Origin of the sequence: Jiella marina (assembly GCF_024359545.1) — a bacterium.
GTDB lineage: Bacteria > Pseudomonadota > Alphaproteobacteria > Rhizobiales > Rhizobiaceae > Jiella.
On sequence record NZ_JAKQZG010000008.1, the window covers coordinates 1 to 16,032 of the forward strand.

The 16,032-nt window shown below is 66.3% G+C and carries 9 protein-coding genes; 6 read left to right on the forward strand and 3 right to left on the reverse strand.

What is annotated here, in order from left to right; genetic code table 11:
- The first annotated feature begins 195 nt into the window (after nucleotides 1-195).
- Nucleotides 196-1,812 (forward strand): bifunctional phosphoribosylaminoimidazolecarboxamide formyltransferase/IMP cyclohydrolase, encoded by a 1,617-nt coding sequence (purH, locus tag MF134_RS14335; protein WP_255340155.1) that lies wholly within the window; start codon nucleotides 196-198, stop codon nucleotides 1,810-1,812.
- 110 nt (nucleotides 1,813-1,922) lie between these two features.
- The gene (locus MF134_RS14340; RefSeq protein ID WP_255340158.1) at nucleotides 1,923-2,921 is read left to right on the forward strand and encodes an adenosine kinase; all 999 of its coding nucleotides are present in this window, start codon (nucleotides 1,923-1,925) and stop codon (nucleotides 2,919-2,921) included.
- 94 nt (nucleotides 2,922-3,015) lie between these two features.
- On the opposite strand, the gene MF134_RS14345 is transcribed toward MF134_RS14340, so the two are convergent.
- The 3 genes from MF134_RS14345 to MF134_RS14355 form a co-directional block, all read right to left on the reverse strand.
- Nucleotides 3,016-3,450, reverse strand: a complete 435-nt coding sequence (locus MF134_RS14345) for a hypothetical protein (RefSeq protein ID WP_255340159.1) — start codon at nucleotides 3,448-3,450, stop codon at nucleotides 3,016-3,018.
- 168 nt (nucleotides 3,451-3,618) lie between these two features.
- The gene (locus tag MF134_RS14350; protein WP_255340160.1) at nucleotides 3,619-4,638 is read right to left on the reverse strand and encodes a LacI family DNA-binding transcriptional regulator; all 1,020 of its coding nucleotides are present in this window, start codon (nucleotides 4,636-4,638) and stop codon (nucleotides 3,619-3,621) included.
- 167 nt (nucleotides 4,639-4,805) lie between these two features.
- A complete protein-coding gene (locus MF134_RS14355; protein ID WP_255340161.1) occupies nucleotides 4,806-5,009 on the reverse strand; it encodes a hypothetical protein in 204 nt (67 codons plus the stop codon).
- A gap of 161 nt (nucleotides 5,010-5,170) precedes the next feature.
- On the opposite strand from MF134_RS14355, the gene MF134_RS14360 reads away from it, so the two are divergent.
- From MF134_RS14360 to MF134_RS14375, 4 genes are all read left to right on the forward strand, one after another.
- Nucleotides 5,171-6,235, forward strand: coding sequence for an NAD(P)H-dependent flavin oxidoreductase (locus MF134_RS14360; RefSeq protein WP_255340162.1), 1,065 nt, complete (start codon nucleotides 5,171-5,173; stop codon nucleotides 6,233-6,235).
- A gap of 174 nt (nucleotides 6,236-6,409) precedes the next feature.
- Nucleotides 6,410-11,890, forward strand: coding sequence for an MG2 domain-containing protein (locus tag MF134_RS14365; protein WP_255340163.1), 5,481 nt, complete (start codon nucleotides 6,410-6,412; stop codon nucleotides 11,888-11,890).
- 379 nt (nucleotides 11,891-12,269) lie between these two features.
- Nucleotides 12,270-14,348 carry a penicillin-binding protein 1C gene (gene pbpC, locus MF134_RS14370; protein WP_255340164.1) on the forward strand — a complete coding sequence of 693 codons (2,079 nt, stop codon included), beginning with the start codon at nucleotides 12,270-12,272 and terminating at the stop codon, nucleotides 14,346-14,348.
- Between the two features lie 175 nt (nucleotides 14,349-14,523).
- Nucleotides 14,524-16,011 (forward strand): sensor histidine kinase, encoded by a 1,488-nt coding sequence (locus tag MF134_RS14375; protein WP_255340165.1) that lies wholly within the window; start codon nucleotides 14,524-14,526, stop codon nucleotides 16,009-16,011.
- Nucleotides 16,012-16,032: the final 21 nt, after the last annotated feature.

Here is a 16,032-nt window from a genome sequence, read left to right on the forward strand (position 1 = left end):
GACGATGCGGCAGAGGTTTCGCCACATCGCATAAGATTGCGATCCATGACCGGCACTGAGCAGTCGCCCCATTGTCTGGATCGGACAAGCTGACTATCAGGGGCCGAACGAAGCCGTCTGAGCCCCTGCTGCTATCTCATCCTCGGATCGTCCCTCGACCGCGGAGAGAGAGTGAGGCGTCGAAGGGAAGTCCCCATGTCCGTCAAAGCCAACGCCACCCCCTTGCCTGACCGGGTGAAAGTCCGCCAGGCGCTTCTCTCGGTTTCCGACAAGAGCGGCCTCGTCGAATTCGCCGAGGGTCTCGCCGCGCTCGGGGTCGAGCTGGTCTCGACCGGTGGCACCAAGAAGGCGCTGGCCGATGCCGGGCTGGCGGTGAAGGACGTTTCCGACCTCACCGGCTTTCCGGAGATCATGGACGGGCGGGTGAAGACCCTGCATCCGGGCGTCCATGGCGGCCTTCTCGGTGTGCGGGACGATCCGGCGCACAAGGCGGCGATGGACGAGCACGGCATCGCCGGGATCGACCTTCTCGTCGTCAATCTCTACCCCTTCGAGGAGACGCGCGCTTCCGGCGCTGCGCCCGAGACGATCGTCGAGAATATCGACATTGGCGGCCCGGCGATGATCCGGGCGGGTGCCAAGAACCATGGCTATGTGACCGTGGTGGTCGACCCGTCCGACTATGCGACCGTGCTCTCGGCCCTCAAGGCGCATGACGGCGAGACCGAGATCGCGCTGCGCCGGCAACTCGCGGGCCGGGCCTATGCCCGCACCGCCGCCTATGACGCCGCCGTCTCCGGCTGGTTCGCCGAGACTGAAGTAGAGACGACGCCCAAACGCCTGTCGATCGCCGGCACGCTGGCGGAGTCGCTGCGATATGGCGAGAATCCGCATCAGGCGGCAGGTTTTTATCGCACCGACGAGGCGCGGCCCGGCGTGGCCACGGCCCGGCAGGTGCAGGGCAAGGCGCTCTCCTACAACAACATCAACGACACCGACGCCGCCTTCGAACTGGTGGCGGAGTTCACGCCGGATCGCAGCGCGGCGGTCGCGATCATCAAGCACGCCAACCCCTGCGGCGTCGCGGAGGCGAACGATCTCGTCACCGCCTATCACCGGGCGCTCGCCTGCGACCCGGTCTCGGCCTTCGGCGGCATCGTGGCGCTCAACCGCAAGCTCGATGCGCAAAGCGCCGAAGAGATCGTCAAGGTGTTCACCGAAGTGATCATCGCGCCCGACGCCGAAGAAGACGCGATCGCCATCGTCGCGGCGAAGAAGAATTTGCGCCTCCTCCTGACCGGCGGCCTGCCCGATCCGCGCGCGGCCGGCCGCTTCGTCAAATCGGTCGCCGGCGGGCTTCTGGTCCAGAGCCGGGACAACGGCGTCGTCGACGATCTGGACCTGAAGGTCGTCACCAAGCGCGAGCCCACCGCGCGGGAACTCGCCGATCTGAAATTTGCCTTCCGCGTCGCCAAGCACGTGAAGTCGAACACCATCGTCTACGCCAAGGAAGGCGCGACGGTCGGCATCGGCGCGGGCCAGATGAGCCGGGTGGATTCCGCGCGGATCGCCGCCCGCAAGGCCGACGACGCGGCGAGGGCCGCCGGGGCTGACAAGCCCGCCACCATCGGCTCGGTCGTCGCTTCGGACGCCTTCTTCCCCTTCGCCGATGGCCTTCTGTCGGCGGTCGAAGCCGGTGCCACGGCCGTCATCCAGCCCGGCGGCTCGGTTCGCGACGACGAGGTCATCGCGGCAGCCGACGAGCACGACCTCGCCATGGTGATGACCGGCATGCGCCATTTCCGGCATTAGGCCTGACGGGATCGGGCGGTGCCGGTAACCGGTTTCTCGGCCGCCACCCTAGCCAGAGCGGCGGCGAGCCGTTAACCCATGCGCCATCTCCAATCAGAACGGAATGGAACATGGCTGAATACGACCTTCTCACCATCGGCAACGCCATCGTCGACATCATCGCGCGCGGCGACGACGCCTTTCTCGAACAGGAGAAGATCCAGAAGGGTGGCATGACGCTGATCGACGCCGACCGGGCGGAGCATCTCTATGCGTCGATGGGCCCGGGCGTGGAAACCTCCGGCGGCAGCGCCGGCAACACGATTGCCGGCTTCGTCAGCTTGGGCGGCAAGGGCGCCTATGTGGGCAAGGTCTCGAACGACCAGCTGGGTTCGATCTTCGGTCATGACATCCGCTCGCTGGGCGTCGATTTCGAGACCAGGCCGCTGGAAGGCTTTCCGCCGACCGCCCGCTGCATGATCGTCGTCACCCCGGATGGCGAGCGCTCCATGAGCACCTATCTCGGCGCCTGTGTCGAACTCGGGCCGGAAGACATCGACGAAGCGAAGATCGCGGCTGCCAAGGTCACCTATTTCGAAGGCTATCTCTGGGATCCGCCCCGGGCGAAGGAAGCGATCGTCAACGCCGCCAAGATCGCCAAGGCGAATGGCCGCTCGATGGCGATGACCCTGTCGGATTCCTTCTGCGTCGACCGCTATCGCGGCGAATTCCTCGATCTCATGCGCTCCGGCACGGTCGGCATCGTCTTCGCCAATGAGGCCGAAGCCCTGTCGCTCTACGAGACGGAGGATTTCGACCACGCCTGCGATCAGCTGGCGAAGGACGCCCAGGAATTCGCCGTCGTCACCCGGTCCGAAAAGGGCTGCGTGGTGATCGCAGGCGATCAGCGCATCGCGGTTCCGGCCGATCCGGTCGACAAGGTCTTGGATGCGACGGGTGCCGGCGATCTCTTCGCCGCCGGGTTCCTGCGCGGCTTCACCATGGGCCTCGATCACGAGAAGTCGGCCCGTCTCGGCGTCGCGGCGGCCGGCCACATCATCCAGCAGATCGGCCCACGTCCGCAGACGCCGCTGACCGAGCTTCCGGCGGTGAAGGCTGTCCTGGGCTAAGAAGCTATACAGTTTTCAATGTCAGGCCTCGCCCCACAAGGCGGGGCCTGCATGCTGTTGGGGCACGACCCCACAGTCATTCTCAGCGCACCGGTTACCCCCGGGCGGGAACGATCGTCACCACGGAATTGGTCGGGTACACCGATTCATACAGCACGCCGTCGCCCGGAATGAAGCGCAGAACCGTGCGGCCCGTGTCGTCGGCGAGGACGAGCATGCCGTCCTGCGTCGTGCGCCACTGGCTGATGCGGCGAAGTTCCGCAGACTGAGCGCATTCCGGGGTCGTCGGCAGCGGGGCGAGGGCGCCTTTGGTCGGCTCCGCACTGGCGATCTTGCAGCTTGCGCCGGAGCGCAGGTCGATCACGCGCATGGCAGCAGGCGTCGAAGCGCTTGCAGCCGCCTCCACCTTGGCCTCGGCGGGCAGCGGTGTGACGGGCAGTTCGCTGCCGATCTCCGGCGCGGCCTGCAGCTTGGCGGTGAGCATCAGGGCGGCGAAAGCGGTGCCGAGAACGGCGGCCGTGAAGTTCATGAGCCCGAATCCCTTGGATCGTTTCGGCTCCATTATCGATGCCTAAACCTTTACCGAAGGTTGACAGCAGGCAGAAATGATAGCCTCCGACCGCGAAAAGATACCAGATTTCAACGGTTTCGATCGGGACTGATGCCCGCCGCTGGTCAGGCCGGCGCCCTTCGCTGGTCAGTCCGGCCAGTTCGTACCGCAAGAGTTGCGGATGTGGAGCTCAGGCGTGATCAGCGTCGTCTCATCGACGGCGGGCTTGCCCTCCAGCCGATCGACGAGTGCCGCGGCCGCGCGCCAGCCCACTTCGCTCTGACCGTTGGAAACGGTGGTGAGCGGCGGCATGGCGATCGCCGCCTCGTCGATATCGTCATAGCCGATCACCGCCACGTCGACGCCCGGCCGGACACCGGCGCGGGCAAGGCCATACATGAAGCCGAGGGCAACGAGATCGGAAAAGCAGACGATCGCCGTCGGCCGCTCGGCGAGGTCCAGGAAGCGGCGGGTCGCATCGAAGCCGGAATGGCGGTCGCGCGGGCCTTCGAGCCGCCACTCGCGCCGGGGCGCGATCCCGGCCCGTTCCAGCCCCTGAAGATAGCCCGCCTCGCGGTCGCGTCCGGTCGAGGTGGCGTTCGTGCCGCCGACCATGCCGATGGCGCGATGGCCGAGCGAGACCAGATGGTCGACGGCGAGCCCCATGCCATAGGCGTCGTCGCCGCGAAAGCCGCGCACGCCGGCGCCGTCGATCGTGCGGGCGATCAGGATCACCGGCAGGTCGTTGTCCTCGGCCAGCTGAATGTCGGCGGCGGGCGTGCCCAGCGCCGGCGACATGATCAGCCCGTCGGCGCCAAGCTGCAGCAGCGTATCGACGAAGGAGCGCTGCTTCGACAGATCGTCATGGTGATTGCACAGGATGAAGGTCTGGCGATGCCGGTCCAGTTCGGATTCGATCGACTTGAGTATCTCGCCATAGAACGGGTTCATCACGTCGTGGACGCAGACGCCGAGAATGCCGGATTTGGAAGTCCGGAGCGAGGCGGCGCGGCGATTGTAGATATAGCCGAGTTCGCGGGCCGCCTCCTTGATCCGCTCGCGCGTGATGTCGGCCACCAGCGGGCTGTCGCGCAGCGCGAGCGAAACGGTCGCGGTCGAAAGGCCGAGCGCCTCCGCAATCGTCGACAATTTCACCTTCTGCGCCACGAATACCTGATTGCCTCCCCGCGAGAGATTCGGTCTCGATCTATGACAAAAGCAGGACGCGGCGGAAAGCCCTGCGATCGGGTGAGGCGAATTTCGCGGTTCGAATGTGAGAAAAGGCCATCCCGGGGAGGACGGGATGGCCTGTTCGAAGCGATGCTGGACGGGTCTCAGTGGCAGGACTTGACGCGCTTCCAGACCCAGATCTTGTTGCCGCACTCGTCGTAGCCGCCGAAGACCTTCTTCTTCTTGATGTGGCAGACCTTGTGGTAGCCGTGGTGCTTCTTGTGCCAGCCGCCGGCCTGGGCCGGGGCGGAGAAGACGGTCGCGGCGGCGACCAGGGTGGCGAGAGCGAGGAGGGTGTTGCGGATCATTGTCGGGCTTCCTTCGTCGGTGGTGTGATGCCCGGCCAGTGAAAGCCCCAGAGCCGAAATCGTGTCGCTTCGCGCTTTTCTCGTCTCGACCGACAGGAAATTTTCGCCCATCGTCCTCGCAAAATCTCTCGTAACGGCCATTCCGACGCACTGGATCGACGATGAACCCGCTCCCCATGACGCTGCCGATCGTCCAGGCCCCGATGGCCGGCGTCGCGACGCCGAGGCTTGCAGCCGAGGTCTCGAATGCCGGCGGCCTCGGCTCTGTCGGGATCGGATCGACGGACGCAGCCGGCGCGAAAGCGATGATCGACGAATTGCGGGCGCGCACGGACAGGGCGTTCAACGTCAATCTTTTCGTCCATCAGCCGGCCACGCCCGATCCGGCACGCGAGGCGGCCTGGCTCGAATGGCTGGCACCACTCTTTGCCGAATTTGACGCCGAACCTCCCAAAGTCTTGCGGACGATCTACAAGAGCTTTGCCGAGGATGCCGATATGCTCGCCATGCTTCTCGAGACGAAGCCGCCTGTCGTCAGCTTCCATTTCGGCCTGCCGTCCAAGGAGGTCATTGCAAGGCTGAAGGCGGTGGGCACGACCCTGCTCGCGACGGCCACGAGCCTGGACGAGGCTCGGAGGATCGAAGCGGCCGGCTTGGACGCTGTGGTTGCTCAGGGCATCGAGGCGGGCGGTCATCGCGGCGTCTTCGATCCGGCGGCGTCCGACGCGGGTCTCGGAACCGTCGCGCTGACCCGGCTTCTGGCAGCCAAAGGCAATCTTCCCGTCATTGCCGCGGGCGGCATCATGGACGGGGCGGGAATCGCCGGCGTTCTGAAACTCGGTGCCGTCGCCGCCCAACTCGGCACGGCCTTCGTGGCCTGTCCGGAATCGGCTGCGGACGAGGCCTACCGAGCTGCGCTCTCGGGGCCGGGCGCCTATCGGACAAGACTGACGAATGTGCTGTCCGGCCGTCCGGCCCGTGTTCTCGCCAACCGTTTTGCGGCGCTTGCCGAAACGACAGGCGATCGACCGCTCCCAGATTATCCGATCGCCTATGACGCGGCAAAGGCCCTGAATGCTGCGGCGAAGGCGAAGAACGAACATGGTTTCGGCCCGCAATGGGCCGGCCAGGGCGCGCCACTGGCACGGGCCATGCCGGCAGCCGCGCTCGTCGCGCAACTGGAGGCGGAGTTGCGCGCGGCTGGCGACGCAGCGGACAAGGGCTGACACGCATCCCTGAACGGGCGTGGCGAATCTCCGCCCTGCGGTTTCAGGTTCGGCTTGCGCAAGGGAAGGCGGATGCCCCGACGATCACCAATTTGTTTTGCCGGCGACCCTTTGCGAAGCGACCGGCTTCAGCGTATGGTTTTTGAAGGGGCGAATGAATGCAGGGGTCGATCCATGTTCGGATCCGGCGGATTCCGTCTCTTCTCTCTGGCTCTCATTGCGGCAATAGGGCTCTCGCCCGTTCCGGCCCTGGCCCAGGCGGCCGGTGAGCGGAACGTCGTCATCACGCGAGACGCGGATTATTTCGGGCGGGACTACAATGTCCTGCGCGGTGTCGATCTCGACGAATGTTCCGCCGCCTGCAAGGCGGACGACCGCTGCCAGGCCTTCACCCTGAACGAACGCAATCGCTGGTGCTTCCTGAAGGAAGCCGTCGGCGAGCTGAGGACCGTCGCCGGCGCCACCTCCGGCAAGATCGTCGCGCCGCCGCCGGTGGACGAGGCGAGCCTCGCCGCCCGCGAGCGCGAACTCGACTTCGTGCCGCAGACGACGCGCGATGCCGCCAAGCGCACCCGTCTGGAGCTTACCGGCGCCGAGCGCGATGTCGAATTCGCCGCGGTGCCGCTACGCGAACTCCGTGAACGAGCCGGCGCGGCGCTGACCTTTCAGGATGCGATCAGACTCTGGCGGGAAGTGCTGAAGCGCGAGCCGCTCGACCATGCCGCCTGGCAGGGCCTTTCCACGGCGGCGCTTGCCTATGCGCCCAACGATTATCGCGAGCGCACCGAGAACAGGAAGCTGCGCAAGGACGCCGCCGTCAACGCCTATCTGACCGCCTCGAACGATGCGGAAAAGGCCGCGGGCCTTGCCGCCATCGCGGAGACCTACGAGTCGGAATCGGCCTGGAAACAGGCGATTCGCGCCTATCGGGCGAGCCTTGCAGCGGCGCGCGATCCGGCGGTTGCCTCAAGGCTCGATTCCGTTATCGCCGCCCACGGTTTTCGTATCGTCGAGCATACGGTCGACAACAATGCTGCCAGCCCGCGCATCTGCCTGATCTTTTCCGACCAGTTGTCCCGCAAGCTGACGACGTCTGAAAACCCGGGCGACTACATCAGCGTCGAAGGCGGTGACACCCTGCCGGTGACGGCCGAAGGCAAGCAGATCTGCGTCGAGGGCGTAACCCATGGCGAGCGCTACCGCATCGTCGCCCGCCCCGGTATCACTGCAATTGATGGCGAGAGGCTCGCCAAGCAGGCCGAACTCTCGATCTATGTGCGCGATCGCGACCCTTCGGTGCGCTTCTCGACCAACGCCTATGTGTTGCCCGCTGGCGGCAAGGCGACGATCCCGGTCGTCACCGTCAATGCCGACATGATCGAAGCCAAGGTCCAGCGGATCGGCGAGCGCGGGCTCTCCGACATGCTGGGCAATGATCGCTTCCTGCGCGCGCTTTCCGAATGGCAGATCGACGACATCGCCGCTCAGTCCGGCGAAGACGTCTGGTCCGGAACGGTCGAGGTGGTGCGCGAAACCAATGAGGAGGTGACGACCGCGATCCCCGTTGCGGAAATGGTCCCGGACCTGAAGCCCGGCGTCTATGTGCTGACGGCCAAGGCGAAGAACGGGCCGCGCTATCAGGACCAGTACGCGACGCAATGGTTCGTCGTGTCCGATATCGGTCTCTCGACCTTCTCGGCCACAGACGGCTTCCACGTCGTCGCCCGCTCGCTCGGCAGCGCCCGTCCGCTCGCCGGCGTGTCGCTGGACCTCGTCGCCGCCAACAACCAGATCCTCGGAACCGCAACGACCGACGGCCAGGGCCATGCGCGCTTGCCGGCCGGCCTGATGCGCGGCACCGGCGGCGACCGGCCGTCGCTGGTCACGGCTCGGCTGACAGGCGATTTCGTCTTCCTGAATGTCGGCGATTCCCCCTTCGACCTGACCGATCGCGGTGTCGACGGCCGTGCCCCGGCTGGCCCGATCGACGTGTTCCTGACCGCTGACCGCGGCATCTACCGGGCGGGTGACGAAGTGCGTTTCAATGCGCTGACCCGCGATCCCGAGGGGACTGCGATCTCCGGCCTGACACTGACCCAGATCGTCAAGCGCCCGGACGGCGTCGAGCATGCCCGCGCAACCGTCTCGGATTTCGCCGCCGGCGGCTACGCCTTTGCGCTCGCCGTGCCGGACAACGCCATGCGCGGGGTCTGGAAGCTCGCGCTCCACACCGATCCCAAGCAGCCGGCGCTCGCCGAAACGAGCTTCCTCGTCGAGGATTTCGAGCCGGAGAAGATCGATTTCGATCTGGCGGTCGCCGAAACCGTGCTCGATCCGCAATCTCCGCCGACCGTCGACGTCGACGCGCGTTATCTCTTCGGCGCGCCGGCTGGCGATCTGGAGGTAAGCGGCGAAGCCGTGCTCAACGCCTCCTCCGACATCGCCGGCTATCCCGGCTATGCCTTCGGTCTGGCGAGCGACGAGGTGACGGCGACGCGCCAGCCCTTCGATGCGGCCCGCACCGACGCGGAGGGCAAGGCCACGCTCGCGCTTTCGCCTTTCGATCCTCCGGTGACGACCCGGCCGCTCACCGCCGAGCTGCAGGTCCGCGTCATCGACGCGGGCGGCAAGCCGGTCGAGCGAACGAGCGAACTTCCCCTTGCCGCGTCTGCGGACCGGATCGGCATCAAGCCCCGCTTCGACGGTGCCGTCGCGGAGGGCAGCGAGGCGGCCTTCGACGTGATCGCGATCGACGCCGATGCGACGCGCAAGGCGATGGCGAACCTTACCTGGCAGCTCGACCGGATCCGCGTCGATTTCCAGTGGTATTCCACCTCGGGCTCGTGGAATTACGAGCCGGTGCGCACCTCGACGCGGGTGGCGAGCGGCACGCTGGACGTCACCGCCGAAACGCCGGCCTCCCTTTCGGTGCCGGTCGAATGGGGCGAATATCGCCTGACCGTGACGGATGCTGACGGCGCGACGATCCCCGCGAGCGTCGAGTTCAATGCCGGCTGGTATTCGGCCGCGACCTCTCTCGATACGCCCGACGCGGCCAATGTCTCCCTCGACAAGGAGAGCTACACGGTCGGCGACACGGCGACGGTGAAGATCGAGCCGCGCTTCGCCGGCCGGGCGGAGATCTTCGTGATGGACGAGCGGGTGATCGCCCGCAAGACCGCCGATATAGGCGCCGATGGCGGCGAGGTGACCCTCGACGTCACACGGGATTGGGGCACGGGCGCCTATGTCGCCGCAGTCGTCTATCGTCCGATGAATCTCGACGAAAAGCGCATGCCGGGCCGCGCGATCGGTCTGGCTCATGTGAAGGTCGAGCCCGGCGAACGCGCCCTCGACGTCGCGATCGACGCGCCGGACAAGATCGCGCCACGCCAGACCCAGGAGGTCGGCATCGCGATCGGCGGCATCGCCGAGGGCGAGACCGCCTATGTCACGCTGGCGGCGGTCGATGTGGGCATCCTCAACGTCACCGGCTTCGAACCGCCCGCGCCGAAGGACTATTATTTTGGCCAGCGGCGCCTCGGCGTCGAAATCCGCGATCTTTACTCCAAGCTGATCGATCGCACCCAGGGTGCGCCGGGCACGGTGCGTTCGGGCGGCGATTCCGGCGGCAGTTATGACAGCCCGCCGCCCATGGACGAGCTCGTCTCGCTCTATTCCGGCCCCGTGGAAGTGGGCCCGGACGGCAAAGTGACGATCGCGCTGGATATCCCGGACTTCAACGGCACGCTCAAGCTGATGGCGATCGCCTGGTCGAAATCGGCGATCGGCAATGCGGACCGTGAGATGATCGTGCGCGATCCGGTGGTGATCGCCGTCAGCCGGCCGGCCTTCCTGGCGCCGGGCGACACGTCGCGGATTGCGATCGACCTGACCCATGTGGAAGGACCGACCGGGGGAGCGAAGTTGACGGTCTCCGGCGGTGCGGGTGTCGTGACACTCGGCGAAAACATCGAAGCCGATCTGACGCTCGACGCCAATCAGCGGGAGCAGGTGCTCCTGCCGGTGACGGCCGATGCGATCGGCGAGGCGGTGATCGAGGTGGCGCTGACGACACCGGCCGACAAGCGCCTCGTGAAGACCGTGGTCCTGCCAGTCCGCTCCAATGCCCCGAAAGACGTCGACAAGACCCGACTTTCGATCGCGGCCAATGGCGGCAAGCTCAGCCTCGATCCGCAACTCTTCGCCGAATACGTGCCGGGCACGGCCTCGGCGACGATCTCCGTCACGGGTGCTGCCGATTTCGACGTGGCGGGCGTCGTCCGCGCGCTCGACCGCTACCCTTATGGCTGCACCGAACAGCTGACCAGCCGGGCGATGCCGCTGGTCTATCTCGACCGCACGATCCTGTCGGCCGGCCTCGGCGGCAGTGAGGACGTGACCAAGCGGGTCGACGATGCGATTGACGGCGTGCTGGCCAATCAGGCGTCGAACGGCTCCTTCGGCCTGTGGCGGCCGGACTACGGCGACCTCTGGCTCGACGCCTATGTCACCGACTTCCTGACCCGAGCGAAGGAATCCGGCTACACGGTACCGGAAGAGGGCTTCACCCTCGCCATCGACAATCTGAGGAACAGTCTCGCCTATCTGCCGGACAAGCCGGACTGGGGCCCGGTCGCCTATGCCTATTACGTGCTCGCCCGCAACGGCCGGGCTGCGATCGGCGACCTGCGCTATTATGCCGACAACGAGCTTTCGAGCTTCCCGACGCCGCTCGCCAAGGCGCAGATCGCCGCGGCGCTGGCCTTCTACGGCGACCGGTCGCGAGCCGAGACGGTGTTCCGCGCGGCGGTGAACGGCACGGCGACGCTCGCCGGCAATATCGGCCGTTCCGACTATGGCACGGCGCTGCGGGACGATGCCGCGGTGCTGACGCTGGGCCTCGAAACGGCGATCGACGGCGTGTCCTTCGACGGGCTGGTGAGCCGGGTGAATGCCCAGCGCATGAACCAGCGCTACACCTCCACACAGGAAGACGCCTGGTCGCTGCTCGCGGCCCACGCGCTTCTCGAGCGCAACCCGCCGCAGCTGACGGTCGCCGGCCAGGATTTCGAGGGGCCCTATTCGGCAGCGGTCGACGCGGACGACCTTTCGGCCGGCCTCGACATCGCCAATCGCGCCGAAACCCCGGTCGCCGCCGAAGTGACGATCCGCGGCGTGCCGGAGACGGCCCCGCCTGCCTCGAGCGACGGCTACGCGATCGCGCGCAGTTATTACACGCTGGACGGCAAGCCCGCGAACCCGTCCGAGATCGGGCAGGGCGACCGGCTGGTGGTGGTCGACGAGGTGACACCGATCGACGCCGGGCCGGCCAAGCTGATGCTGGACGATCCGCTCCCGGCGGGCTTTTCGATCGACAACCCGGCGATCCTGCGCGGTGGCGACGTCGCGGCCCTCGACTGGCTGGAACTGACCGGCGAGGCGACGCACACCGAGTTCCGCACCGACCGCTTCCTTGCCGCGATCGACCAGGGCCTCAACGACACCGCCACCCGCCGCTTCGCCTATATCGTGCGCGCGGTCTCGCCGGGCGAGTTCGAGCACCCGGCGGCGATCGTGGAAAACATGTACGATCCGAGCCGCCGCGGCCGCACCGAGGCCGGCCGGGTGACGGTGATCGGGCCGCTGCGGTGAAGTCCAGTGTCTGCTCGGTTCTGGCGGACCGTCTGATTCGCGATCGTCAAGGTACGGGTGTCGGCCGCAAAGAGTCGCCGTCCGGTGTGGGAACACGGCCCCGGAGGATAGCCGAGCCCCCTCAACGCAGCATCGTCATCCTCGGGCCTGTCCCGAGGATCTACCGTCGCTTGTCGACGGGTCAGTTCTTGGGAGACTGGCCTGTCTCCACGGCTTTGGTGGCGGAAATGGCAGGAGATCCTCGGGACAGGCCCGAGGATGACGAAGCTCAAGCGTTCGGCGCTCAGTTCGTTCGACGCCTGAGCAGCATTGATTGCAGTCCTGGCTCAGCGCGAGACGGGTCAAGACGACTTCTGTCGACACAGAGGCAGAGCGGCTGATGTCTCCCCGCCGTCGCCTTGCTCAAGTGGGGCTTTTCAGCCTGCTCCTCCTCCTGATCACCGGCCTCTGGTCCTATTCGGCCCTCGAACAGGCGATCGTGACGCGCATCGCTGCGCTCCATGAGCCGGCGGTCGGTGTCGAGGTCGTCGACCGCAATGGCCATCTCCTCCGCGCCTTTTCGCTCGATGACGGGCGCTGGCGGCTGGCCGCCGATGGCGGAGACGTCGATCCGCGTTTTCTGGAGATGCTCATCGCTTGGGAGGACAAGCGCTTTCTCGACCATGGCGGCATCGACGGCTGGGCGCTGATGCGCGCGGCGTGGCAGTCGTTGGAGCATCGCCGCATCGTCTCGGGCGGCTCGACGCTCACCATGCAGGTTGCGCGCATGCTGGGCGGCCTGCCGACGGGCAGCGTCGCGGCGAAGTTCGAGCAGATGCTGACGGCGATCGCGCTGGAGCGGCGCTACGACAAGGCCGAAATCCTGTCGCTCTATTTTCGCCTTGCCCCCTATGGCGGCAATGTCGAGGGCATTCGCGCGGCATCCCTCGCCCTGTTCGGCAAGGAACCGCGCCGGCTGACGGCGGCGGAAGCCGCGCTTCTCGTCGCCCTGCCGCAATCGCCGGAACGCTTTCGGCCGGATCGGTTCCCCGCTCGCGCCAAGGCCGCGCGGAACCGGGTCATTGAACGCATGGGAGAACTCGGCATCCTCGACAGCGGCGAGACCCGCCGGGCCTTGGCCGAGGCGATGCCCGGCGGTCGTCGGTCCATGCCGCTGATGGCGGCACATCTCGCGGATCGTCTGACGGCCGCTCGCCCCGATAGCCCACGCATCGACGTGACGCTGGACGCGGCGCTGCAGGAACGGCTTGAAGCCTATGCGAGACAGAAGGCGAAGCGGCTGAAATCCCCTCAGAGCCTCGCGATCGTCGTCGCCGATCACAAGACGGGGGAGATCCTCGCCGAGATCGGCTCGCCGGATTATTTCGACCGCTCCCGACAGGGCTTCGTCGATCTGACTCAGGCCACGCGTTCGCCGGGCTCGACCCTGAAGCCATTGATCTACGGCCTCGCCTTCGAGCGGGGCGTCGCCCATCCCGAAAGCCTCGTCGACGACTCGCCCGGCGGCTTTGCCGGCTATACGCCGCAGAATTTCGACCACGAGTTCGAGGGCGTGATCACCGCCCGGCGCGCGCTGCAGCTCTCGCGCAATCTGCCGGCCGTCGAACTCCTGAGCGCCGTCGGTCCGAGCCGGCTCGTTCACCGCATGCGCCGGGCCGGTGCGGCGCCGGAACTCGGCGACCGCTCGTTGCCGGGGCTCGCCATCGGCCTCGGGGGCATCGGGCTGACGCTGGAAGATCTGGTGCGCCTCTATGCCGGCATCGCCAATGGCGGCGTCTCGGTACCGCTGCATGTGGAGGCGGCAGACGAACCACTCGGCACGGGCGTGTCCGGTCGACGGATATTGTCGGAGCAGGCCGCCTGGTACGTCACCTCGATCCTCGCCGGCGCCTCCTCCACGACAAAGGGCTCGCCCGGCGAGATCGCTCACAAGACCGGGACGTCCTACGGTTATCGCGACGCCTGGACCATCGGTTATGACGGTCGCCATGTGGTTGGTGTCTGGATCGGCCGGCCGGATGGGGCGCCGGTGCCAGGGCTGTTCGGCCAATCCGCTGCCGTTCCGGTGATGCACGATGTCTTCGCCCGGATCGGTCCGGTGACGCGGTTGTCGGGGCCGCCGCCGGGCATCCTCGCCTCGGCGGGCAGTGGTCTCCCGCCGCCGCTGCGCCGCGTCGGCCGGGCTGCGGAACGAAAGGACGGGCCAAAGCCGGAGATCGTCTATCCGCCGGACAAGAGCCGCATCGAACTGACGCGCAGCGAGGGCACGCCCGATCCGCTCTACATGAAGGTGCGCAACGGCCGCCCGCCCTTCACCTGGTATGTGGATGGCCGGCCGGTCGATCGGGACCAGCTTCTCCGGCAATCCACCTGGCGGCCCAGGGAACCGGGCTTCGTGGCGATCTCGGTTGTAGACGCCACGGGGGCGGCGGCAAGCGCCAACATATTCGTCAAGTAGGGCGGACGCTTCGCTCTTGCGCCGTGCCTGCCACTTGAGGGCTTGCCGGCGGCGCGCTAGAGACCACCATATTGATCGATAGCGGCGGTTCTTTCGCCAAAAGTTTTCCCGGCTTCTCACCGATCCTGCGCATGCGTGACAGGGAGAGGCCGCAGCAGGGCATGAAACCTTCCGGATGCAGAGAACCCAGCGGCGCGTCAACCGCGCGATCTTCTTTGGCGTCGCCGTCGGTTTCCTGATGCTCGCATTGGCGGCGACCGCCGTGGTCTGGGCCTTTCAGAGGACCCAGGATTACAGCGAGCGGGTTTCCCATACCCTCGAGGTCGAAGCGGCTCTGGCCGAACTCGAAGCCCTGCACGAGCGGCTGGAGGCGGCCCGGCGCGGCTATCTGGTCGAGGTCGATCCACGCTTCACCGAGACGTTCGACTCCGCGATCGCGGCGATGCCGGTGCAGCTTGACCGGATTCACGATCTGATTTCCGACAATCCAGGCCAACTCGAACGCCTGTCCGAGTTGCGGGATCTGATCGATCGGCATCAGGCGCTCTTGCGGGATTCGATTACCGAGAAGACCGCCGGCGGCACCTCTATTTCGGCTGCGACCATCCTCGACGAGGAGGATATCGCGATCGTCGAGCGGATTCGTGCGCTCTCGCAGGAAATGACTGCAGAAGAACGGCGTCTTCTGGTGCTGCGAGAAGCGGACGAGCGACAGGGAATCCTCGTCTCGACCGTGGTGGCGACCCTGGCGGGCATCGTCTTCCTGCTCGTTGCCGCGGGAACCATCTGGGCGACGCAGCGTACCCTGCGCGCCCTGGCCGAGACCCATCGCGAGCTTCATCGCCTGAACGAGGATCTCGAATCGGCGGTCGAGGAGCGCACAGCCGAACTGCAGCGCGCCAATGCCGAGATCCAGCGCTTCGCCTATATCGTCTCCCACGATCTGCGTTCGCCGCTGGTCAATGTGATGGGCTTCACCGCCGAACTGAATGCCTCGATCAAGCCGTTGAATGATCTGATCGACGCAGTCGAAGAGAAGGATCCGGAGATCATCGACGACGAGATCCGGTTCGCGGTGCGCGAGGATCTGCCGGAGGCGATCGGTTTCATCCGCTCGTCCACCGAGAAGATGGACCGGCTGATCAATGCGATCCTGCGGCTGTCGCGGGAAGGCCGGCGGGTGCTGGCGCCGGAGGCGATCGACATGAACGCTCTCGTCGAGGGAATCATCGACAGCCTGCGTCACCGGGCCGACGAACTGGGTATCACCTTCACCGCCGAGCCCGTGCCGACCCTGGTGAGCGACAAGCTGGCGGTCGAGCAGATCATTTCCAATCTGGTGGAAAACGCCACGAAATATCTCAAGCCCGACCGTCCGGGACGCATCACCGTTCGTGGGCACAAGCAGCATGGCCGGGTGGTGATCGAGGTCGAGGACAATGGTCGCGGCATCGATCCGAGGGATCACGAGCGGATCTTCGATCTTTTCCGCCGCTCGGGGAGCCAGGATCAGCCCGGCGAGGGGATCGGACTTGCCCATGTCCGCGCCTTGGCCTACCGATTGGGCGGAACGATTACATGCGAGTCCGCGCTGAATGAAGGCGCGACCTTCCGGCTGTCGCTGCCGATGGCACTCGCCCCACAACAGGACGTGAAGACGTGACCTCCCATCAGACCGTCAATA